We start from the raw sequence: 21,833 nt of genomic DNA on the forward strand, positions 1-21,833 counted from the left end.
GCGATGGTTGCTATCGAAGGCGCAATTTTCGGAGGTGGCGAGGCGTCCGCTCGGAGCCTGGCTCAGGCCGACTTGGCGGCCTTCTTCGCCGTGGCCCTCGCAGGAGCCTTCCTGGCCGCCTTGCCAGCTTGCGGCTTGGCTGCCGCGGCGTCGGCCTTTTTCTCCGGAGGCTTGGACTCCCCCTTCCTGGGCAGCTCCGCGGCGGCGGCCTGGCGCATCGCGCGGGCGTAGCTGTCGGCGACGTTGTCGGCGGAGATCAGGAGCCGTCGGGCGGCGGCATTGGCCTGCTCGACCGCCTCGCGAGCGAGCAGCTTGAAGCGCTCCTTGGCGTCCTTGTCCTTGGCCTTGACGGCCATGCCGTTGAAGCGGTCCTTGCGCTTCTTCGCCGCCGCCAGAATGGCCTTGTTCTGCTGCTTGGCCAGTTGCCGGATCACGGCATCAAGATCGGCATCCGCCATCGTCGTCCCCAACTCCCCCAGAGAATCAGCGCGCCCCGGCGCTGCAAACCGCGCGGACTATGCAATCGGCGCAGCCGCTTTGCAATCGGGGTACCAGAGGAGGGGGGCCGCGCAGACCAGGGGACGGCGGGCGGATGAGACCCGTCCGGCATTCGGTGTTGGGCCCGCCAAAAACACTGTCCGCATGGCAGTCATGTCGCTCTGAGTGGTGCATCGACACCGCCGAAAGCCGCTTACGACAATCGGAAACGCAACGTAACCAATTCTCGGCAATTCCATCAATTCCAATGCAACGGTTGATCCGCAACATTCCCGGCAACATCACCGTATTCGTTGGAGTGTGGCCGTGCTGGCCGGAAATAGATACCTCAGGCTACTGTCGCGGTTCCGTCGCGACCAGAGCGGCAACATCGCGATCATCTTCGCGCTTGCCCTGCTCCCGATCCTCGCCTTCGTCGGCTCGGCGATCGACTATTCGATGGCCGTGCGCGCCAAGGCGAAGCTGTCGGCTTCGATGGACGCCGCGATGCTGGCTGCGACCGGCTACACCGCTATGCGCGGCGCCGCGTCGGACGCCAAGACGGCGGCGACCAACATGTTCAACGGCCAGATGGCGGCGCACAATCTGGCAGCGAACTCGCTGAGCATCGATATCAGCGATAGCGTCACCGCGCGGACCGTGACCGGCAGCGCCACCGTGGTGGTCAAGACGGCCTTCATGCACATGTTCGGCTACCCGACCATGACGGTCTCGGCCTCGTCGTCTGCTTCGGCCTCGTTCCCGACCTACATGGACTTTTACGTTCTGCTCGACAACTCGCCGTCGCAGGGCCTCGGCGCAACCACGGCCGACATGACGACGCTGCAGAATGCGACGTCCGACAAGTGCGCCTTCGCCTGCCACGACACCTATACGTCGAGCTCGAAGAAGACGCTGCAGACCAACAGCTATTATTCCATCGCCAAGAAGAAGGGCGTGACGATGCGCATCGACGTCGTCCGGAGCGCGACGCAGTCGCTCACGGACACGGCGACCGCCAGCCAGGTCGTCAGCAACCAGTACCGCATGGCGGTCTACAGCCTGGGCAGCGACTGCGGCTCGCTCGGCCTGACGACCATCGCCAGCCTGTCCTCGAGCATGTCCTCGGTGAAATCGTCGGTCGGTTCGCTCGACCTGATGACGATCCCCTACAGCGGCTACAACAACGACATGTGCAGCGATTTCGACGGTGCGATGTCCGCGATGAACGGCGTCATCCCGACCCAGGGCGACGGCTCGTCGACGAGCCCGCAGAAGTGGCTGTTCTTCGTCTCCGACGGCGTCGCCGACTATTCCTATCCCACGACCTGCAGCAAGACCGTGCTCTCCGGCGGGCGCTGTCAGGAGCCGCTGAACACCACCACCTGCACCGCCCTGAAGGCGCGCGGCATCAAGATCGCCGTGCTCTACACCACCTATCTCGCGATCACCAACAACAGCTGGTACACGACCTATATCGCGCCATGGCGGGATTCGATCAGCGGCATCATGAAATCGTGCGCCAGCCCGGGCTACTACTACGAGGTCGATTCGAGCGGCAGCATCGGCGCAGCGCTTACCGCGCTGTTCCAGCAGGCGATCGCATCGGCGCATCTGACCAAATAGGGCAAGTCGTCCAGGCGCTCATGCGGGAAGTGCGACGAGCTGCTCCAGCGTCGCGCCATCCCTGAGGACGGCCAGGATCTCACGGCGCGACAGGAAGCGGATCGCCTGCGTGAACGAGCCGGCCCCCGCGATCCGCGCCTTGGCGGTGGCGAGGTCGACGTCGATGTCGCCCGGCTCGCGCCGCTGTGGTGCGGGCAGGGCATCGACATGCTGTCGCCGCAGCTCGGCATTCCGCTGCAGCGCGACCAGCGCGGCCTCGCGGCGGGGCTCGGGTTCATCGGCAAGCTCCCGCGCCCGGATCAGCACGCGCGGCGGCGTCCGGTCCTCGGGCGTCACGAACAGGCCGGCGCCGGCGCTGCGGCCGCCCGTCAGAAGTCCGATCGGAATCGACAGCACGAGGCCGGCGATGACCGGCGACATCCAGGCGAGCAGAGGCAGCGACACCGCATAGGCGCTGGCAGCCATTGCGAGGCCGAAGATGGTGGGCAGCGCGAACTTTCGATAGATCTCCTGCCGGCTCACGCCGCCGTCGCTGCGGCGCTGCACCTGCCAGCCGGCATCACGCCCCATCAGGATCTCGATCACGGCGACCGACTGGAAGATCATCATCGAAGGCGCGATCAGGGCCGCGAGCAGCGTTTCCGCCAGCACGGCGACGCAGAGGCGCAACCCGCCGCCAAAGCCTCGGCGGCGCGTCGGCGTGAACAACGCGACGAGGCACGCGAGCAGCTTCGGCACCATCAGCAGCCCGAGCGTCGCGGCAAAGACCTGGGCCGCAAGCACCGGATCCTGCGCCGGCCAGCTCGGGAACAGCGCAAAGCCCTTCGGGAAGTATTCCGGCCGGACGAAATTGGCCTGCAGCGAAATCAGGATGCCGAGCACGAGGAAGGCGAACCACAGCGGCGCGGTGATGTAGGCGCCGATGCCGATCAACAGGTGCAGCCGCGATACCCAATGCAGGCCGCGCGCCGGCAGCACCGCCAGATGCTGCAGATTGCCCTGGCACCAGCGCCGGTCGCGCGCGGCGTGATCGATCAGCGATGGCGGCACTTCCTCGTAGCTGCCGTCGAGGTCGACCGTCATGTAGATTCCCCAGCCCGCGCGGCGCATCAGCGCGGCCTCGATGAAGTCGTGGCTGAGGATGTGCCCGCCAAATGGCTTGCGGCCGCGCAGCTCGGGCAGGGCGGCGTCCTGCGCGAAGGCTTTGACGCGGATGATCGCGTTGTGACCCCAATAATTGCCTTCGGCGCCGTACCACCAGGCATTGCCGGCGGCGATGACCGGCCCGTAGAGCCGGCCGGCGAACTGCTGAAGGCGAGCGAAGAGACTGGTGCCGTTGACGATCACGGGCAGGGTCTGGATCAGCGCCGCCTGCGGGGCGTGCTCCATCGCATGCGCCAGCCGCACCACGGTCGGGCCGCTCATCAGGCTGTCGGCGTCGAGGATGATCATGTGATCATAAGCCGCGCCGAAGCGCCGCACCCACTCGGCGATGTTGCCCGCCTTGCGGGCGACATTGTCGGCGCGATGCCGGTAGAACACGCGGTCGGTGCCGCAGGCCTCGCGCAGCGCCAGAAACGTGGCTTCCTCGCCGATCCAGATGTCGGGATCGGTGGTGTCGCTGAGCAGGAACCAGTCGAAGCGCTCGGCCTGACCGATCTCGGCGGCGGACTCGATCATGGCCCGCAGCCGCACCATCACCGCATGCGGATCCTCGTTGTAGGTCGGCAGCAGCATCGCCGTGCGGCTTGCGAGATCGGGCAGAGGGCCGTCGACATCGATGGCGATCGTATCGCGACGGCGTGCGAACATCAGGCAGAAGCCGGCCAGCGCCGACACGAAAGCAAACGCGATCCAGGCGAGCAGGATCGAGAACAGCACCAGCACCATGCCTTCCAGCACGGTCACCCCGCCGACCTCGACCACTTCGTACATCTTGTAGCAGCCGGCCAACGTCAATGCGGCCGTGCCGGCGAAGATCAGCGCGCGCCGCAACGCAATGCGTGGTCCGCTCGTGATCGCCTGTTGCGCCGCCGGAACGTGATGCAGCGGCGACGGCTCCATCGCGAGCGGCGCTTCTGCGGGAAGGAAGCCGTTGATCACCGCACGATTAGGCGCGCGCATCTGCCTTGAGGTTACGGCGTCCATCGATAGATCCAGCTCTCGGAGACGAGCTTGTCATTGGCGGTGAGCTCGGCGCGCAGCTCGACCGGTGCGCCATTCACGGCACATTGGAAGCTCAGCCGCCATCCGCCCGTCACGGGGTTGGGCTGTGTGACGATGTTGGTCACCTCCGCTTTGTCGGCGCTGACCACGCCCTTGACCTGGCCCGGATCGAGTTCCTTCAAGGCGTCTCCCTCGAGCTCGAGCACGAACAACCGTCCTTCGCCGTGAACGCCGACGCCGGTGCGAGTGACGCGCGCGAGCGCATGCGGCTTTGGCGCATCCTGGCCCCAATGCAGGCGGTAGGTCATGTTGTGCTCGCCCTTGGCGGCGAGCGGCGCCTTCGGTCGCCAGAATGCGGCGATGTTGTCGTGGATCTCCTGCTTGGTCGGAATCTCGAACAGCACCACCGCGCCTTCACCCCAGTCACCGATCGGCTCGATCCACAGGCTCGGCCGCCGTTCGAAATGCGATTCCAGATCCTGATAGGCGGCGTATTTTCGCTCCCGCTGCATCAAGCCGAAGCCGCGGGGGTTGAGATCGTTGAACACGCTGACCTGCAGGTCTCGCGGATTGCTCAGGGGGCGCCACAACTGCTCGCCCTTGCCGTTGAACATCGCCAGCCCGTCGGAATCGTGCACGGCGGGGCGGAAGTCGTCGACGTCGTTGCGGTCGTTGGGTCCGAAGAAGAACATGCTGGTCATCGGCGCGAGCCCGGCGTGAGCGATCTCGACGCGCGGATACAGCGAGGCCTCGACGTCGAACACGGTCGTCTCGCCGGGACGGATGGTGAACCGGTAGGAGCCGGTGGCGCTCTTGCTGTCGAGCAGCGCGTGCACCACCATCGCGGTGGCGCCGCTCGTCGGCTTCTCCAGCCAGAACGCCTTGAACACCGGAAATTCCTCGCCCTTGGCCTCGCCGGTGTCGATGGACAGCCCCCGCGCGGAGAGCCCGTAGATCTCGCCCTTGGCGACCGCGCGAAAATAGCTCGCGCCAAGAAACACACAGACCTCGTCGTAGTAGTCCGGCCGGTTCATCGGCGCGTGGATGCGGAAACCGGCATAGCCGAGATCGGCGGCCGGGAACGCCGCGACCTGCTGACCGAATGCAAAGTCCTCGGGACGATAGGCCACGGGCTTGGCCTGCCCGTCGGCAATCTCGTAGATGTCGACCCGGTCCTTGTAGATGGACCCGCGGTGGAAGAACTGCGCCTGGAACGGCAGGTTATCGCCGCGCCACAGCGCATGGTCCGGCAGGAAGCGGATCGAGCGATAGGCGTCGTAGTCGAGCTTGGCCAGCGCGTCCGGCAGCTTGTCGTCCGGCGCGGCGAATGGCTTAGCCGCGAGATTGCGCGCGAGGTCGCGGACAGTGGCTGCACTGAACGGCTGCGCCGCTGCCGACGCACTCCGCGCCAGCGATGCGGCGACCGGGATCGCAGCCGCAGATTGAATGAACTGACGGCGATTCAACTTATTCTCGCTTTGCTGCATGGAACTGCGGAGCAACATTTCTGAAGGCGTCGGGTTCCATCGGGAAGCGCGACCTTTCAGCCCGAACAATCGATCGTCGTGTCCGAACGGCACATGAACGACGATCATGACGCCGCTGACCGGTCGTTGCTCGCACGGCTCAATATTGGCAAAGGCGAGGGGGCGGGGGAGGCTTCAACGTCGGACGAGTCCGATCCGACCTGGTTGACGGTCGGTCGGCAAGGCGTCAGCCGATCTGGAACGCAACCATACGCGCAAGTCCGTCACTTCCGGACACTCCGCCGTCCCTTCAGGTGCGATGAGCCAGTCTCCCAAGCCGCTGCTCCCTTCGATCCTGTCGCAGCGATAGCCGGGATGGTTGCTAAGGCCACGGCCGATCAACACGTCGACCTTCCCTTCGACCAACTCATGCAAGCCGGCCGGCTGCACGACCCGCAATCCGATGTCGGGATGTGTGCCGCGGAAATGCTCCAGCGCGAGGCGACGCAAATCGAAGCCGTCGTGGACGCCCAGTTGCAGCAGCACCGCGCATCGGGGTTTGAGCTGCGAGGTCGCATCTGCGATGCGGCGAAAGCCGTCGGAGATCCCGACCAGGTAGGACTTTCCATCCGCCGTCAGGACGAGTTGCTTGTGCAGCCGCTCGAACAGCCGCACCCCGAGGCGCAGTTCGAGGGCCTTCACGTGCTGCCCGATAGCGGCGGGCGTCACATGCAGCTCATGCGCAGCCAGCTTGAAGCTGAGATGTCGCGCCGCAGCTTCGAAGGCTCGGAGCGCGTTCAGGGGAGGGAGGCTGTAGGTCATCGTCAGGCACTCTGGCACGGCAGGTCCGTAGGCCTGCAATAGATTTTCTTTCGCTGAGCCGCAGAAACTCTGCTTTGAGGCGCGCGGATGGTCGCGGGTAGGCTTGCTCAACGTGCTGGCCGGACAGGCCCGGCAATGAAGGAGGTTCGATGTCCGATATCCATCTCTTCTACCAGACGCACATCGGCGCCATGCAGGACGCCATGCGCCAGCGCCTCGACCTTGCCGGTCCCTTCTTGAGCCAGCGGGCTGAGCTGTCTGACATCGATGCAATCAGGGCCGACGTCATGAAGGAGTTCGACGTCGTGCTCCACCAGCTTCCATATGTCGGAGGCGCCGCAAGCCGCATGACCGCGTTCTTCATGCAGCTCATCGGCTTCATGGCCATGAGCCGTGTGCTCCGGCGACACGGCTTGCCATCCGCCGTGATCGGCGACATCGAACGAGAGGTCCACAAGGCGCAGCTGCTCACGGAGCCTGAACCGCAGCGTCTCGAAGCGGGCCGCCGATTCATGTCGTCCGAGAACCGGAGCTTCTTGCGTCAACAGGCGGCGTTGAGTACATCGGAAAGCCATCGGCGCGAATTTCCTGACGACTTCGTCTACGATGTCGTCGAGCCCGGCCCGAGTGACACCTTCGAATTCGGCATCGACTACAAGGCTTGCGGCTTCTGCAAATTCGCCGCTCGTCATGGTGACAAGGACATCCTGCCGAACATCTGCGGGCTGGACGTCGACGCCTATGCGACGCGCGGCGTCCGGCTCGAGCGGACGCAGACGCTGGCCGGTGGCGCAAGCCACTGCAACTTCCGCTTCTCGCGGCTGGCCTCGGATTAGGTCGGTTCATTCTTTGGCAACGCGAGGTTCTTCCAAACGAAAGCTCTCTTAGCGATTGCAGTTCGTAGGGTGGGCAAAGGCGCGCATGCGGCGCTGTCTGCATCTGGCGCTGCTCTCTGCGCGCCGTGCCCACCATTGTGTCTGCGCGCTCGTGACGGAGGGGGTGGACGTATCCGCCCTGCGGTCGGCTGCTTGCCCACCCTGCGGCGCATCGCGAACACTGCGTCGTCAGCTACGCCAAGAGCGGTGTCGCGGGCGGTTGGAAAAAATCGCCGTGGATGCGAAAAAAGGCCTTTCTTTTTTCCAGAAATCGTGATTGTATGGCGCATCCCGTCCCGATCTGAGGGACGTATCGCGATCGTCACGAACGTGGGGGCGGGATGCGATGGGCGTGTCGGGCTGCAGCGCGAGCGATCGCGCCGACGAACAGTCCGATGCGCACGGTCAAGCCGTGTGGTCCTGATCTCCCGGTGCTGAGATCAAGTTCGCGCCGACGATGGCGCTTGCGACAGGGGCAAGACAGCCGGTCCCTGGGGAGAGCACGGAGTAAGCCGTAAAGCCATTGTGCAGGGAGGGCCGGGAGGTGGATTCAATTGGTCGTCGCAACACTCGATGAGGAGGTTGCGATGGGCATTCGAAAGAAACGGTCAACGCGGGGCAAGCTGGGATCATTGGGGCGCCCACCAGTTGCGGGGCGTGCGGAACAGCAGAAATTTTGGCGTGGGATTGCCGCTGGATTGAACAGCGAGAATGCTGCGCTGGCTGCTGGATTATCGGATGCTGTCGGCCCCCGATTATTTCGAAAAGCGGGCGGCGTGGCACCGGCAATGTTCCGACCTTCAGCGAAGCCGCTCTCCGGACGGCACCTCTCCTTTTCTGAGCGCGAAGAGATTGCGCTGCTGAATGCGCAGCGCCATTCTGTACGAGAGATAGCACGGCGCCTCAATCGGTCTCCCTCGACCATCTCCCGTGAACTCGATCGCAATGCAGCCACGCACGGCGGCAAGATGGCCTATCGGGCGACGGCCGCCCAGTGGCATGCAGATCGATCGGCCCGGCGTCCTAAGCCGAGCAAGCTTGCAAGCAACGCCGCCTTGCGCGCTTATGTTGAAGAGCGGCTTGCAGGGTTTGTCGCGCCTCCAGGCGGCGTTCGGCGGAAGGCCGGTCGTGCGGGCTCTAGCCAGGATCAGGGGTGGACGAAAGCGTGGAGTCCCGAGCAGATTGCCCGGCGCTTGCCGATCGACTTCCCGGATGACGAGGCGATGCGCATCAGCCACGAAGCCATTTACCAGGCGCTTTTTGTTCAGGGCCGAGGAGCGCTGAAACGCGAGTTGTCGTCCTGTTTGCGAACGGGACGTGCGCTGCGCGTGCCCCGAGCGCGTACGCGGAAGCGCAGCAAAGGCTTCATATCGCCGGAGATCATGATCAGTGAGCGTCCGGCCGAAGTCGCGGATCGAGCTGTGCCGGGACATTGGGAAGGAGATCTGATCGTCGGCTCCGCCAGCTCGGCAATCGGCACGCTGGTCGAACGCAGCACGCGGTTTACAATGCTCCTACACCTTCCACGGTTGCCGGGGTTTGACGACGGCCCACGTACGAAGGATGGGCCTGCGCTCTCCGGACACGGAGCTGAAGCGGTACGCGATGCGATCACGCGCACCATCGTCACCTTGCCCAAAGAACTCCGCCGCTCGCTAACCTGGGATCAGGGGACCGAAATGGCTCAACACAGTGACCTCAAGATCGATACAGACCTTCAGATCTACTTCTGCGATCCAAGAAGCCCCTGGCAACGTGGCACGAACGAGAACACGAATGGCCTGCTGCGGCAGTACTTCCCGAAAGGTACCGATCTGAGCGTCTACGATGCTGACGAGATCGCCGCCGTGGCCGCAGCGCTCAATTCCCGACCGAGAAAGACGCTAGGATGGAAAACTCCAGCAGAGGCGCTTGACGAGCTGCTGTCACGAATGAAAACACTTGGTGTTGCGACCACCGCTTGAGCCCGCCGGATGTCCCAGCCGAACCTGTGGTTCCTGCCCCGTGCATTTCTTCACGCACGGGGGCCATGGGGGCGGCGCGCTCCCGGTCTTCCCTGCGCCCTCTGTATTCAAGGGGGCCAACTCATAGCAAAGCTCGGGCGCAGATGCGCTGCGAGAGGGTGGACGCATGCGTCTTCGAGCGTTATCGCGACTTTCATATCTCGACGTCGTTGCAAGCGAAGCGATCCAATCCAGGCCTCGGTATGCGACTCTGGATTGCTTCGCGTCGCTCGCAATGACGTGGATAGATGGGGCTAAAAACCCGGTGTCATTCCGGGCGCGCGAAGCGCGAGCCCAGAAACCATCGGGCCGCAGGTGGTGTCGTTGGATGGATTCCTGGTTTGCGCTACGCGCGCCCCGGAATGATGGAGGAGAGAGCCGTGGTCTCAAAGCTCCCTTGCATTGCTGAACGCGAACGAGCTGACGCGGCGCGTGGTCTCATCCAGGATCAGCGTGCGCGTGATCGGCGGCTCGGCGCGCTGGGCGCAGTTCTCCCGCTCGCACAGCCGGCAGTTGACCCCGATCGGGGTGCCCTCGGTCTTCTCCAGATCGATGCCGGCGGCGTAGACGAGGCGCGACGCATGCCTGATCTCGCAGCCGAGCCCGATCGCGAAGCGCGGCTGCGGCAGCGGATGCGGCGCCACCGGGCGGCGCACCATCTGGGCGATCGAGAAATAGCGCGAACCGTCCGGCAGCTCGATGATCTGCTTCAGGAGGCGGTCGGGCGTGTCGAAGGTCGAATGCACGTTCCACAGCGGGCAGGTGCCGCCGAACTTGGAGAACGGGAAGGTGCCCGACGAGAAGCGCTTGGAGACGTTGCCGGCATTGTCGACGCGCAGCATGAAGAACGGGATGCCGCGGGCGTTCGGGCGCGACAGGGTGGTGAGGCGGTGGCAGACCTGCTCGAAGCCGGTGTTGAAGCGCTGCGCCAGCACGTTGATGTCGTAGTTGAGCGCTTCGGCCGCGGCGAGAAACGGGGCGTAGGGCATCATCACGGCGGCGGCGAAGTAGCTCGCCAGCGTCATGCGATACAGCCGCCGCGCGGTGTCGTCGAGCGCACCGGCGCGGCCGATGATGAGCTCGAACTGCGGCAGGCATTCGGCCATGCCGAGCTGCACGGCGAGCTGGAAGGTGCGGCCGGGACCGTCGACCAGCTCGGAGATCAGCAACTGGCGGCGGTGGCGATCGTAGCGGCGCAGGGTCTCGCGCATCACGTCGACCGGCATGACGCGGGTCTGCACCGAATGTTTTTCGCGCAGCCGCGCCGCGAGCGCCGCATAGAGCCCCTCGGCGGCCGGCACGTCGAGCGCGTCGCGCAGGCTTTCGGCCTGCTGCTCGAGCTCGGCGAAATAGTTGCGGTTGGCTTCGATCAGGTCCCGCACCCGCTCGATCGGGTTGGCCTCGAAACGGGCGCCCTCGTTGCGGTCGGCCATCTGCGCCGCCACCAGGGTCTCGCCGCGGCGCGCCTCGGTGTAGGCCGCGTACAGCCGCTGCAGCGCGTGGGTGACGCCGGGGCAGAGCTCGGCAAGATCGCGCAGCTCCTGCTTGGGCAGCTCGATCTGGCGGAACAGCGGGTCGGAGAAGATCTCGTTGAGCTCGGCGAAGAAGCGGTCCTCGTCGGCGCTGGCGAGGTCGCGCAGGTCGAGGTCGTAGGTCTCGGCCAGCCGCAGCAGGATCTGGGCGCTGACCGGGCGCTGGTTGCGCTCGATCAGGTTGACATAGCTCGGCGAGATGCCGAGGCCCTCGGCGAGCTGGGTCTGCGACAGCCCCAATTGCTGGCGGATGCGCCGGAAGCGCGGGCCGACGAACAGCTTTTTTCCGGATTCGCCGGGCATCGCGATCCCCTTCGGGCCGGCCGGCCCGTCTTTGTGACAAAATTTACAAAATGACATTTATGACAAGTGATGATGTTACATGACATCACCATTCGAAAACAAGGGCTCTATACGAAACAGCCGGACTCGCGTTTATCTCCTGTCACGCAATTCGCAATGCACTGTCAAAGTTGTGACGGTTGAAGGAGAGTCTCATGAGCAGCAATTTCTGGGTGATCGGCGGCGAGTTCGGCTCGATGAATTTCCACAAGCTGGTGGAAGGCTCGGCCCAGGTGAAGGGCCCGTTCAAGTCGCGCAAGGAAGCCGAGGATTGCTGGCGCGAGGTGTCCGAGGAGAACCGCCACAAGGCTGGCGTGCGGTTCTCGATCGTCGAGGAACCGCAGCGCGCTCCGGCCGCCTGACGCGGCCGCGCAAGGAATGCATTGCCGGGTATTTCAATAAGCTCAAGGAAGAGCCCAAGGACGGGGCGGTCTCAGCCGGATCACATCGGCGGGGGCCGCCCACGTCCTTTTCGTGGTTACGACGGCGTGCTTATAACCCTTTGAAGATGAAAGGGGATTGCAGAATACTGGGTTACTGCTAGGTTTACACGGTGGGAACCTGGCGAAACCAGGGCCGAACCGTGAAAGCGTGAGCGATGTCCGAGGCCGCCGATAGCAGCGCAGACTCCCGCCCCGTGCGCCTGCGCGAAGCGCTGCGCCAGGCCCGGATCGAGGCCGCAGACCGAACGGGCGTGGTGGTCGACCTGCGCGACGCCGAAGTGGCTCGGCTGGAGATCCTCAACGACGCGCTCGCCCCCCTGTTTGCGGAGATCCCGAGCCAGCTCGATCTGTTCGATCGCGGCATCAGCCAGGGCGAGACGCCGCGGCTGTGGATCGACGTCGTCGCCCATGTCGTGATGGGGCGTGACAAGCGGCAGTATCGCTTTGTGCAGGACACCCGCAACGGCCGCATCGTGCTCGTCGAGTCGCACGACATCGGTGCGATCGTGAAAGCCGTCACCGACTACGTCGCCCGCCGCATGGTCGAGCGCGAGCGTGCCTTCAGCGTCGCCCGGGCTCAGGCGAGGGAGACCAGCGAGGCGCCGCGGCGGCGCGGCGGGTTCTGGCCGTTCGTGCTCGGCTTCGTGCTTGGCGCGCTGTCGCTGTTCGGGGTCGCGTTCTATGCGAGCCTGCAGCAGATCTGAGGACTTGGCCGCGACTCAAAGCAGGCGGACCTCGCGGATTTCGCGCACGCGCAGCGCCTCGTTGACCGCGCGCACGGTCATGTCGCAGCGCCAGTGATTGCCGTCGCTGCTGATGGCAAACATGTTGTAGGCCGCGGCTGGATAGTGGCCATGCGCGATCGAGGAGGCCGAGGGCACGCCGACGACCGGGATCTTGCGCTCCGGGCCATCGATCCAGATAGTCGAATGCACGTGGTCATGGCCGTGCAGGATCAGCTCGACGCCATGGCGCGCGAGCAGCGCGATCAGCTTCTTGGCGTCGGTCAGCCGCTTCATCCGGTGGGCCGAGCGCAGCGGATGATGCACCAGCAGCACGCGGAACAGCTGCTCGTGCGCCAGCGATTCGAGCAGCAGCTCAAGCGCGGCGAGTTGGGCGCTGCCGATCCGTCCCGTCGCCATGAACGGCGCCGAGGGCACGGCCGAGGACAGGCTGATCAGCGCCAGCGGCCCGCGCCGGCGCAGCGAGGGGAACGTTGCCGGTCCCGCGGCATCGCCGCCGAAATAGTCAGCAAAGCTCTCGGCGAAGCGCAGCCGGGTCGAGCGCACATAGGCGTCGTGATTGCCCGGGATCGCGGTGACCCTGTCCGGCGGCCCCACCGTCCGCAGCCAGGCCTGGGCGATGGGGAATTCGGATTCCAGGGCGAAATTGACCAGATCGCCGGTGACGGCGATCTGGTCCGGCATCTGCGTGTGCAGGTCGGAGATCAGCAGATCGAGGATGTCGCGGCGATGGTATTTGTAGCGATTGCGCGTCCAGTTGAGATAGCCGAGCGCGCGCTTGCCGACGAGCTCCGACAGGCGCGGCTTGTGCTGTGGCGCGAGATGCGGGTCGGACAGATGGGCGAGCGTGAAGGCAGCCATTATGCCCCTCGGTGCCGATGGCGGATGCAAGCGCGCCCAGATGTCATCTCGTGCTATCCCTCGTGGTGCCCGGCTCTCATGACAAGCCCTGCCAGCGAGCGCAAGAACAACCAGGACGACGACAGCGATGACGACATATCTGAGCCGGCTGCGGATCCGGCTCGAGCCCGCGCTCCGGCGCGGCTTCCACCTCTATTGGCGCTTCGCCCGCGGCATGACGCTCGGCGTCCGCGGCGTGGTGCTGGATGCCGAGAACCGCGTGTTCCTGGTCCGGCACGGCTATGTCTCGGGTTGGCACCTGCCGGGCGGCGGCGTCGAGGTCGGCGAGACGTTCATCGAGGCGCTGACGCGGGAGCTGTTCGAGGAGGGCCGGATCGCGCTGGAAGGCGAGCCAGAGCTGCACGGCATCTTCCTCAACGGCCACGTCTCGCCGCGCGACCACGTCGCCGTCTTCGTTATCAAAAGGTTCACGCAGGACCGGCCGCCGGAGCCGAACCTCGAGATCGTGGAGACCGGCTTCTTCGCCCGCGACGCGCTGCCGGAGGGAACCACGCTCGGCACGCTGTCCCGCCTGCGCGAGGTGCTAGACGGCGTTAAGATCATTCCCACCTGGCGGCCGGAACAGCACGTTGCCGCCGGATCATTATGAATTTCTGCACCGAATGAGGGCAGTCTCCCGTCCCGTGGGAGAGGGGTCGATGATATCACCTTCGATGCGGATCGCCGTGCTGGTGCCCTGCTACAATGAGGAGGCCGCGGTCGCCACCGTGGTCCGCGATTTCAAGCAGGCGCTGCCGACGGCCACCGTCTACGTCTACGACAACAATTCCAAGGACCGCACCATCGAGGTCGCGCGCGCGGCCGGCGCCGAGGTGCGCTCTGAGCGGCGGCAGGGCAAGGGTCACGTCGTCCGGCGCATGTTCGCCGATGTCGATGCTGACATCTACGTGCTGGTCGATGGTGACGCGACCTATGACGCGCCGAGCGCGCCCGGCATGATCGCGCGTCTCGTGAGCGAGCGGCTCGACATGGTGGTGGGTCTGCGCGTCGACCAGGAGCAGGCCGCCTACCGCATGGGCCATCGCACCGGCAACTGGATGCTGACGAGCTTCCTCGCCGAGGTGTTCGGCCAGGCCTTCAAGGACATCCTGTCCGGCTACCGCGTATTCTCGCGCCGTTTCGTCAAATCCTTCCCGGTGCTCTCCGACGGCTTCGAGATCGAGACCGAGCTGACTGTGCATGCGCTGGAGCTGGCGCTGCCGGTCGCCGAGCTCGCGACGCCATACTACGCGCGGCCCGAAGGGTCCGTCTCCAAGCTCAACACCTGGCGCGACGGCTTCCGCATCCTCGGCACGATCCTGAAGCTCTATCGTTCGGAGAAGCCGCTGCGCTTCTTCAGCGCGATCGGCATCTTCCTCGCGCTGGTCTCGATCGGCTTCGCGATTCCCATCTTCGTCACCTATATCGAGACCGGGCTGGTACCGCGGCTGCCGACCGCCGTGTTGTCGATGGGCCTGATGATCATGGCGCTGCTGTCGGCCTCGTCTGGCCTCGTGCTCGACACCGTCACCCGCGGTCGCCGCGAGATGAAGCTGCTGGCCTATCTGTCACACGCGCCGATCGAGGGGTGATGCAGGCGAAAGCTTGTGTCCGTCCGCCGTTCCGGTCATGGTTCGGGCGTCAACGTCCTGAACGAGAACACCGCCTCCATGCCCATCCTCAACAGCATCGCCGCGCTCGCCGACGACATGGCCGCCTGGCGCCATGATTTCCACGAACATCCGGAATTGATGTACGAGGTCCACCGCACCGCCGGCATCGTCGCCGAGCGCTTGCGCGAATTCGGCTGTGACGAGGTGGTGACCGGCATCGGGCGCACCGGCGTGGTCGGTGTCATCCGCGGCCGTCGGACGAGTTCAGGTCGCACCGTCGGCCTGCGCGCCGACATGGATGCGCTGCCGATCGAGGAAGCCTCGGGGGTGCCCTATGCGTCGAAGACGCCGGGCCTGATGCATGCCTGCGGCCATGACGGCCATACCGCGATGCTGCTGGGTGCCGCCAAGCATCTCGCCGACACGCGCAATTTCGACGGCACCGCGATTGTAATCTTCCAGCCCGCCGAGGAGGGCGGCGCCGGCGGCAAGGCGATGGTCGACGATGGATTGATGACCCGCTGGGGCATCCAGGAGGTCTACGGTCTGCACAATGCGCCGGGCGTGCCCGAAGGCGTCTTCGCGCTGCGGCCGGGCCCGATGCTGGCGTCATCGGACCAGATCGAGATCACCGTCCGCGGCAAGGGCGGTCATGCCGGCGCCGGGGTTCACAAGGCGGTCGACAGCGTGCTGATCGCTGCGCACATCATCACGGCGCTGCAGTCGATCGTGTCGCGCAACGTCGATCCGATCAAGTCAGCGGTCATCTCGATCTGCGTCGTCGAGGCCGGCAAGGCGATGAACGTCATTCCGGAGACCGTCGAATTGAAGGGGACCGTGCGCACGCTGGATCCCGAGGTGCAGGATCTGGTCGAGCGCCGCATTGCCGAGGTCGCCGACGGCATCGCCCGCACCTATGGCGGTGAGGCGACGACGAAATACACGCGGCTCTACCCGATCACGATGAATCATGCGCGCGAGACCGGCGTCGCCGCTGACGTCGCTCGCGACGTTGTCGGCGCGGAGCGGGTGGTCGACAATGCGCCGCCGCTGATGGGGGCCGAGGATTTCGCCTTCATGCTGCAGGCCCGTCCCGGCGCCTTCGTCTTCCTCGGCATGGGCGACGGCAAGGATTGCCACCACCCGGCCTATCGCTTCAACGACAACATTCTCGGCCATGGCGCCTCCTATTGGGTGCGGCTGGTCGAGAAGACGATGCCGGCTGATTGATGCCGGCGGCGTGGCGCTAGCTGCGAGCCGTCGCCTGCAATGACCGTTGGCGCCACTGCCGCGGGCTGCAGCCGCTCCAGCGCGCGAAGGCACGGGAGAACGCGGACGCCTCGGAATAGCCGAGCAGGAAGGCGACGTCGCCTAGCGGCAAATGCGCTTGGCGCAGATAGTGGCGGGCGAGATCGAGCCGGGTCGCCTCGACGAGGTCGGAGAAGGTGGCGCCGAACTCGGCAAGCCGGCGCTGCAACGTCCACGGCGTGGTCGACAGCGCGTCGGCGACCTCCTCGAGATGCAGCGCGCCGGCCGACAGCCGTCGTCTGATCTCGCCGCGGACCAGATCGAGGAACGCCGGCGTGCCGCACGAGCCGGCGACACTGGCAAGATCGGTCGTGAGCCGCTGCAGGCGTGACAGATCGGTCCCTGGCATGGCGCGGTCCAGGCCGCGGTCGCGAAACACCAGCGCATTGGTGCCTTGCGACCATCCGACGTCGGCATCGAAGGCTGCCTCATGATCGCGCCAGGCGGCCGGCCGGGCATGCTCGAACAGCACCATGTCAGGCGCCCAGCCCGATGGCAGGCACGCGCGGAAGACGTTCGCGAACATGCCCATGGTCAATTCGGCATCCTGCCGGCGATCGACGATCGAGCCGTCGAGGATGCGATATTCGAGGCGGAGAAAGCCGTCCTTGCGGGCGAGGCGGGTCTCGGTGGCCTGCTGATGCCAGGGAAACCACAGCGCGAGATGCTCGATCGCCGAACCGAGCGTCGGCGCGGACAGCGCGATCTCGCCGATCAGGCCGAGCATCTGCGGCTGGTAGCGCTGGCCGAACCACAGTCCGAAATTGTCGTTGCCGGTCTCCTGCGCGGCGTCTTCCATCATCGCGACATAGTCGGCGAGGTCGAGCGCGCGGCGGGTCTGGCCCAGGCATTCGGCATCGATGCCCACCCGTTCGAATACCGCTTCCGGACGGCCTCCCGTCAGGGCGATGAAATCAGCGACACCGGTCGCAGCAGCGGCCAGAATGTTCCGGCTGCGGTCGCGCGGATGCTCGCGTTCGGCTGCAAGAGGCTGTGCCATGAAATCCTCGCCTTTGAGGACGTACGCCGTCGGTTGACACCTCGTAGTTATGCAAGTCACGTGCCTGCCGAAGCGGGCTATCGATAAAGCCCTCCGCGCAGGGACGCGGAGGGCTTGCCTCGATCCTGGATCTCGCCGGCCCTGGCGGATCAGTCGGCCATGGCGCGGGCCTCGGTCAAGGCGATGTCGAGCAGATCGTCATTCGCCGCGTTGCCGCGCTTGCCGGCCGTCAGACGATAGAGCAGCAGACCGGCGGCGAACAGCACCACGAAGGCTGCGAACACCTGCAGGTTGAACCAAATCATCGTGAGCAGCGAGAGCGTCGCACACACCAGCGCCACGGCCGGGAGCACCGGATAGAGCGGCGCCTTGAACGGCCTGATAAGATTGGGCTCGGTGGCGCGCAGGCGGAAGAGAGCGGCCATGCTCATGATGTACATCACGAGCGCGCCGAACACGCTCATGGTGACGATGTTCGCCGTCAGCGTCTGTCCGGCGAACTGGATGAGCTCGTCGGAGTAGATCGCGGCGATGCCGATCACGCCGCCGGCCAGGATCGCCCAATGCGGCGTGCGGCAGGTCGGATGCAGTGCGGCGAGCTTGGCCGGCAGGAAGCCGGCGCGCGACAGTGCGAAGATCTGCCGCGAATAGCCCATGATGATGCCGTGGAACGAGGCGATCAGACCGAACAGGCCGATCCACACCAGCATGTGCAGCCAGCCGGAGTTCTCGCCGACCACGATCTTCATCGCCTGCGGCAAGGGATCGTTGATATTGGCGAGCTTCGCCCAGTCGCCGACGCCGCCGGCCATGATCATGGTGCCGAAGGCGAGCACGACGAGCGTCAGGATGCCGGCAATGTAGGCGCGAGGAACGGTCCTCGTCGGATTCCTGGTCTCCTCCGCGGCCATGGCGGCACCTTCGATCGCCAGGAAGAACCAGATCGCGAAGGGGATCGCTGCGACGATGCCGCCGATGCTCGCCAGCGAGAACGAATTCTCACCGGCCCAGCCATTGGCGGTGAAATTGGCGAAGGAAAAGCCGGGCGACACGACGCCCATGAACACCAGGAGTTCGCCAATCGCCAGGACCGTGACGAACAGCTCGAACGTCGCGGCGATCGATACGCCCGCGATGTTGAGGGCCATGAACACCACATAGGCGCCGAGCGCGGCCGTCTTCGGCGACAGCCCCGGAAACTGGACGTTGAGATAGGCGCCGATGGCGAGCGCGATGGCAGGCGGTGCGAACACGAATTCTATCAGTGTCGCAAAGCCGGCGACGAAGCCGCCGAGCGGGCCGAAGGCACGGTAGGAATAGGCGAACGGACCACCGGCATGCGGGATCGCGGTGGTGAGCTCGGTGAAGGAGAAGATGAAGGTCGTATACATCACCGCGATGAAGATCGTGGTGACGAGGAAGCCGAGCGTGCCGGCCTTGTCCCAACCATAGCTCCAGCCGAAATATTCGCCGGAGATGACGAGCCCGACCGCGATGCCCCAGAGATGGAGTCCGGTCAGGCTCTTCGAAAGCGTCGGTTTGGTCTCGTCACTCATGTCCAGTCGCTCCTGTCTGTTTGTGATGGGTGATTTGTGATGACGGTGTGGTCGTCTCGATCGCGGCGTCCGGCGCCGCCTCCTTGAGGCCGATGCCGGTGACGCCGATCCGCAGCGCCTCGCGCGCCAGCCAGGCCAGCTTGTCGGCGGCGCGCTCGGCCGACAGCCCATGGTGATGAATGTTGGAGATGCAGTTGCGCGCGCTGTCGCGCAGGCCAGGGGCAGGGTGCAGTGTCAGATACACACCCAGGGAATCCGCCGCCGACAGACCCGGACGCTCGCCGATCAGGACCGCCACCAGCCGGGCGCGCATTGCGGCGCCGACAGCGTCACCCAGCGCCACGCGCGCCTGCGAAGCCAGCACGATCGGGCCGATGGACAGGCCCGTCAGACGCGCCTCGGTGGCGATCACGACAGCGGCGGCATGGCTTTCGACCGCATCCGCCGACAGCCCGTCGGCAATGATGAAGACGAGATCGTACGGACCGGATGTTAGCCTGGCGGCTTCCTGTGCGGCCAGGCGGCGCCCGAGGTCGGGCCGGCGCAGATAGCTGGCGCGGTCCGGCGCTGCGCTCGCGACCTTGATCACCTCGCGCGGCGCGAGCGCGTCGGCGATGCCGTCGAAATTGACGCGGCCCCAGACAGCATCGCGGGCGAGCGCATGCGCCATCTGGAATGCGAGCTTGGCCTGCGTCGGCAGCCCGTCGCCGGAGCGGCCGAGCGCGACGCGGGCGCGCGTCATCCGGCGTAACATGTCGAACGCATCGTCCCTCACGCGCGCGCTCCATGGCCGATCAGCCGGGCCACGGCCGGCGCGCTGCCGGGCAGCGGCGGCATGCGGCCGCTGCTGTCGAGCAGGCCCATCCGTGCCAGCCAGGCCTCGAACTCCGGCGCCGGGCGGCGTCCGAGCAGATGCCGCAGCCGCATCACGTCGTGATGCGACAGGCTCTGATAGTTGAGCATGATATCGTCGGCGCCGGGCACCGCGATCAGGAAGTTGACGTTGGCCGCCGCAAGCAGCAGCGCCAGATCGTCCATGTCGTCCTGATCGGCCTCGGCATGGTTGGTGTAGCAGACATCGCAGCCCATTGGCACGCCGAGCAGCTTGGCGCAGAAATGATCCTCCAGCCCGGCGCGGATGATCTCCTTCGCGTCGTAGAGGTATTCGGGACCGATGAAGCCGACCACGGTGTTGACCAGCAGCGGCGAGAAGGCGCGCGCCACCGCGTAGGCGCGGGCCTCGACGGTCTGCTGATCGAGGCCGTGATGAGCGTCGGCCGACAGCGCCGCGCCCTGGCCGGTCTCGAAATACATGACGTTGTTGCCGATCGTGCCGCGCTTCAGCGACAAGGCTGCGTCCTGCGCCTCGGCCAGCAGCGCCAGGGTCACGCCGAAGCCGGCATTGGCAGCCTCGGTGCCGGCGATCGACTGGAAGACGAGATCGAGCGGCGCGCCTTTCCCGATCGCCTGGATCGAGGTCGTGACGTGGCTCAGCACGCAGGACTGCGTCGGCACCTCGAATTTGAGCCTGAGATCATCGAGCATCGTGAGCAGGCGGATGCAGGCCTCGACATTGTCGGTCGCGGGATTGATGCCGATCACCGCATCGCCCATGCCGAACAGCAGGCCATCGAGCGTGCCTGCGGCGATCGCCCGGGGATCGTCGGTCGGATCGTTCGGCTGCAGCCGCGACGACAGCCGCCCCTCCAGGCCGATCGTGGAGCGGAAGCGGGTCACGACCCGGCATTTGGCGGCGACAGCGACGAGATCGCCATTGCCGCAGAGCTTGGAGACCGCGGCCACCATCTCCGGCGTCAGGCCCGGCGCGAGGGCGGCCAGCCGGTCAGCGTCCGCCTTCCAGGACATCAGCCATTCGCGCAATTCGCCGACGGTCAGCGACGCGACGGGCGCGAATGCGGCGGCATCGTGGCTGTCGAGGATGAGGCGCGTGACCTCGTCGCTCTCATAGGGAATCAGCGGCTCGTCGAGGAAACGTCGCAGCGGCACGTCAGCGAGCGCCATCCGCGCCGCCACCCGCCGCGCGGCGCTGTCGGCTGCGAGGCCAGCCAGCTCATCGCCGGACCGGCGCGGCGAGGCGCAGGCCAACAGCGTCTTGAGATCATCGAACACATGAGTTTCGCCGCGATGGCGCGACCGGAACGCACCCGTCATCTTCGACCTGCCGCTCGTGCTGCGTCAGAGCGGTCCCAGCGGCCGCGACAGCGACCACAACGCTCATGACCTGGGTCAGGTTAAGCGAGGGCGGCTCCGGAAACTTGACATTTTAGCACAATCTTCGGTCATGCCACGCGGGTGCTCAGAAAATTGGCATTGGCGCCCCCGGGGCGGGCGAATGCTGTCAACGCGCGGACGGCACGCCATGGACCGCGCCGCTCCAGAATGCTATCTCGCCACCCCACATGAGTGACCTGTCCATTACGATCTCCGCCGAAAAGCCTGGCGACGCGCAGGCGATCGAGCGGCTGCATGAGCGCACCTTCGGCCCCGGCCGCTTCGTGCTAAGTGCCTATCGACTGCGCGAGCATGTCGATCATCTGCTCGCGCTGTCGTTCACCGCCCATATCGGCACTTTGCTGGTCGGCTCGGTGCGGCAGCTCCCGATCTGCGTCGGCGACACCAAGGCGCTGATGCTCGGGCCGCTGACGGTCGAGCCGCCGTTCCGCAAGCACGGCATCGGCCGCATGCTGATGGAGCGCTCGATCGCGGACGCGCGGGCGCAGGGCCATCGCTTGATTCTGCTGGTCGGCGACGCCGCCTACTACAGCCGTGTTGGGTTCAAGCCGGTGCCGAAAGGGCGGGCGATCATGCCGGGCCCGGTCGACTACAACCGGCTGCTGGTGAACGAGCTCGTCGACGGCGCGTTCGAGGACGTCGAGGGCGCGATCCGTCCGGACTGGGACTACGCCAGGTAGGTCGTCATTGCGAGCGAAGCGGCGAAGC

19 protein-coding genes are annotated in these 21,833 nt (G+C 65.7%); 9 read left to right on the forward strand and 10 right to left on the reverse strand.

The features are described 5' to 3' along the window. Positions 1-62 precede the first annotated feature (62 nt). Positions 63-458, reverse strand: a complete 396-nt coding sequence (locus QW881_RS09185) for a hypothetical protein (protein ID WP_315757000.1) — start codon at positions 456-458, stop codon at positions 63-65. 346 nt (positions 459-804) lie between these two features. On the opposite strand from QW881_RS09185, the gene QW881_RS09190 reads away from it, so the two are divergent. Then, entirely contained in the window at positions 805-2,103 is a 1,299-nt protein-coding gene (locus tag QW881_RS09190) for a TadE/TadG family type IV pilus assembly protein (RefSeq protein WP_315757001.1), read from the forward strand. Positions 2,104-2,121: 18 nt separating this feature from the next. Here QW881_RS09190 and mdoH read toward each other — a convergent pair whose 3' ends face one another. The 3 genes from mdoH to QW881_RS09205 form a co-directional block, all read right to left on the reverse strand. Continuing rightward, positions 2,122-4,251: a glucans biosynthesis glucosyltransferase MdoH gene (mdoH, locus tag QW881_RS09195; protein ID WP_316158259.1), complete on the reverse strand. Its 2,130-nt coding sequence runs from the start codon at positions 4,249-4,251 to the stop codon at positions 2,122-2,124. Next, positions 4,239-5,735 (reverse strand): glucan biosynthesis protein G, encoded by a 1,497-nt coding sequence (locus QW881_RS09200; protein ID WP_316158261.1) that lies wholly within the window; start codon positions 5,733-5,735, stop codon positions 4,239-4,241. The genes mdoH and QW881_RS09200 overlap by 13 nt, the downstream gene beginning before the upstream one ends. Before the next feature lie 195 nt (positions 5,736-5,930). Beyond that, positions 5,931-6,557, reverse strand: a complete 627-nt coding sequence (locus tag QW881_RS09205) for a LysR family transcriptional regulator (RefSeq protein ID WP_316158263.1) — start codon at positions 6,555-6,557, stop codon at positions 5,931-5,933. A 149-nt stretch (positions 6,558-6,706) separates the two neighbouring features. Here QW881_RS09205 and QW881_RS09210 point away from each other — a divergent pair, with 149 nt between their 5' ends. Beyond that, positions 6,707-7,393 (forward strand): L-2-amino-thiazoline-4-carboxylic acid hydrolase, encoded by a 687-nt coding sequence (locus QW881_RS09210; RefSeq protein WP_315757005.1) that lies wholly within the window; start codon positions 6,707-6,709, stop codon positions 7,391-7,393. Positions 7,394-8,019: 626 nt separating this feature from the next. Further along, positions 8,020-9,396, forward strand: a complete 1,377-nt coding sequence (locus QW881_RS09215; RefSeq protein ID WP_315715219.1) for an IS30 family transposase — start codon at positions 8,020-8,022, stop codon at positions 9,394-9,396. A gap of 425 nt (positions 9,397-9,821) precedes the next feature. Here the strand turns inward: QW881_RS09215 and QW881_RS09220 are convergent, their stop codons facing one another. Next, on the reverse strand, positions 9,822-11,270 hold the full coding sequence (locus tag QW881_RS09220; RefSeq protein ID WP_315757006.1) for a short-chain fatty acyl-CoA regulator family protein: 1,449 nt from the start codon (positions 11,268-11,270) through the stop codon (positions 9,822-9,824). A gap of 194 nt (positions 11,271-11,464) precedes the next feature. Between QW881_RS09220 and QW881_RS09225 the strand changes: the two genes are divergently transcribed. Together QW881_RS09225 and QW881_RS09230 are read left to right on the forward strand one after the other, a co-directional pair. Then, the gene (locus tag QW881_RS09225) at positions 11,465-11,671 is read left to right on the forward strand and encodes a hypothetical protein (protein WP_315717315.1); all 207 of its coding nucleotides are present in this window, start codon (positions 11,465-11,467) and stop codon (positions 11,669-11,671) included. Positions 11,672-11,907: 236 nt separating this feature from the next. Next, positions 11,908-12,456, forward strand: a complete 549-nt coding sequence (locus tag QW881_RS09230; RefSeq protein ID WP_315757007.1) for a hypothetical protein — start codon at positions 11,908-11,910, stop codon at positions 12,454-12,456. A 15-nt stretch (positions 12,457-12,471) separates the two neighbouring features. On the opposite strand, the gene QW881_RS09235 is transcribed toward QW881_RS09230, so the two are convergent. Further along, positions 12,472-13,356 (reverse strand): metallophosphoesterase, encoded by an 885-nt coding sequence (locus QW881_RS09235; RefSeq protein ID WP_315757008.1) that lies wholly within the window; start codon positions 13,354-13,356, stop codon positions 12,472-12,474. A gap of 127 nt (positions 13,357-13,483) precedes the next feature. Here QW881_RS09235 and QW881_RS09240 point away from each other — a divergent pair, with 127 nt between their 5' ends. The 3 genes from QW881_RS09240 to QW881_RS09250 all read left to right on the forward strand — a co-directional run bounded on the left by QW881_RS09240 (position 13,484) and on the right by QW881_RS09250 (position 16,238). Beyond that, on the forward strand, positions 13,484-14,005 hold the full coding sequence (locus tag QW881_RS09240; RefSeq protein ID WP_315717312.1) for an NUDIX domain-containing protein: 522 nt from the start codon (positions 13,484-13,486) through the stop codon (positions 14,003-14,005). Positions 14,006-14,054: 49 nt separating this feature from the next. Then, the gene (locus QW881_RS09245; RefSeq protein WP_315757009.1) at positions 14,055-14,987 is read left to right on the forward strand and encodes a glycosyltransferase family 2 protein; all 933 of its coding nucleotides are present in this window, start codon (positions 14,055-14,057) and stop codon (positions 14,985-14,987) included. A 78-nt stretch (positions 14,988-15,065) separates the two neighbouring features. Beyond that, positions 15,066-16,238 (forward strand): M20 aminoacylase family protein, encoded by a 1,173-nt coding sequence (locus tag QW881_RS09250; RefSeq protein ID WP_315757010.1) that lies wholly within the window; start codon positions 15,066-15,068, stop codon positions 16,236-16,238. Positions 16,239-16,254: 16 nt separating this feature from the next. On the opposite strand, the gene QW881_RS09255 is transcribed toward QW881_RS09250, so the two are convergent. The 4 genes from QW881_RS09255 to QW881_RS09270 form a co-directional block, all read right to left on the reverse strand. Continuing rightward, positions 16,255-17,316: an AraC family transcriptional regulator gene (locus tag QW881_RS09255; RefSeq protein ID WP_315757011.1), complete on the reverse strand. Its 1,062-nt coding sequence runs from the start codon at positions 17,314-17,316 to the stop codon at positions 16,255-16,257. A gap of 149 nt (positions 17,317-17,465) precedes the next feature. Next, positions 17,466-18,872 (reverse strand): ethanolamine permease, encoded by a 1,407-nt coding sequence (gene eat / locus QW881_RS09260; protein ID WP_315757012.1) that lies wholly within the window; start codon positions 18,870-18,872, stop codon positions 17,466-17,468. Then, a complete protein-coding gene (gene eutC, locus QW881_RS09265; RefSeq protein ID WP_315757109.1) occupies positions 18,865-19,626 on the reverse strand; it encodes an ethanolamine ammonia-lyase subunit EutC in 762 nt (253 codons plus the stop codon). The genes eat and eutC overlap by 8 nt, the downstream gene beginning before the upstream one ends. A 17-nt stretch (positions 19,627-19,643) precedes the next feature. Further along, positions 19,644-21,044, reverse strand: coding sequence for an ethanolamine ammonia-lyase subunit EutB (locus QW881_RS09270; RefSeq protein WP_315757013.1), 1,401 nt, complete (start codon positions 21,042-21,044; stop codon positions 19,644-19,646). Between the two features lie 248 nt (positions 21,045-21,292). Here QW881_RS09270 and QW881_RS09275 point away from each other — a divergent pair, with 248 nt between their 5' ends. Further along, entirely contained in the window at positions 21,293-21,805 is a 513-nt protein-coding gene (locus QW881_RS09275; RefSeq protein ID WP_315757014.1) for an N-acetyltransferase, read from the forward strand. The last annotated feature ends 28 nt before the right edge of the window (positions 21,806-21,833 follow it).

Source organism: Bradyrhizobium sp. SZCCHNS3016, from assembly GCF_032484535.1.
In the GTDB taxonomy this organism is placed as follows: domain Bacteria; phylum Pseudomonadota; class Alphaproteobacteria; order Rhizobiales; family Xanthobacteraceae; genus Bradyrhizobium.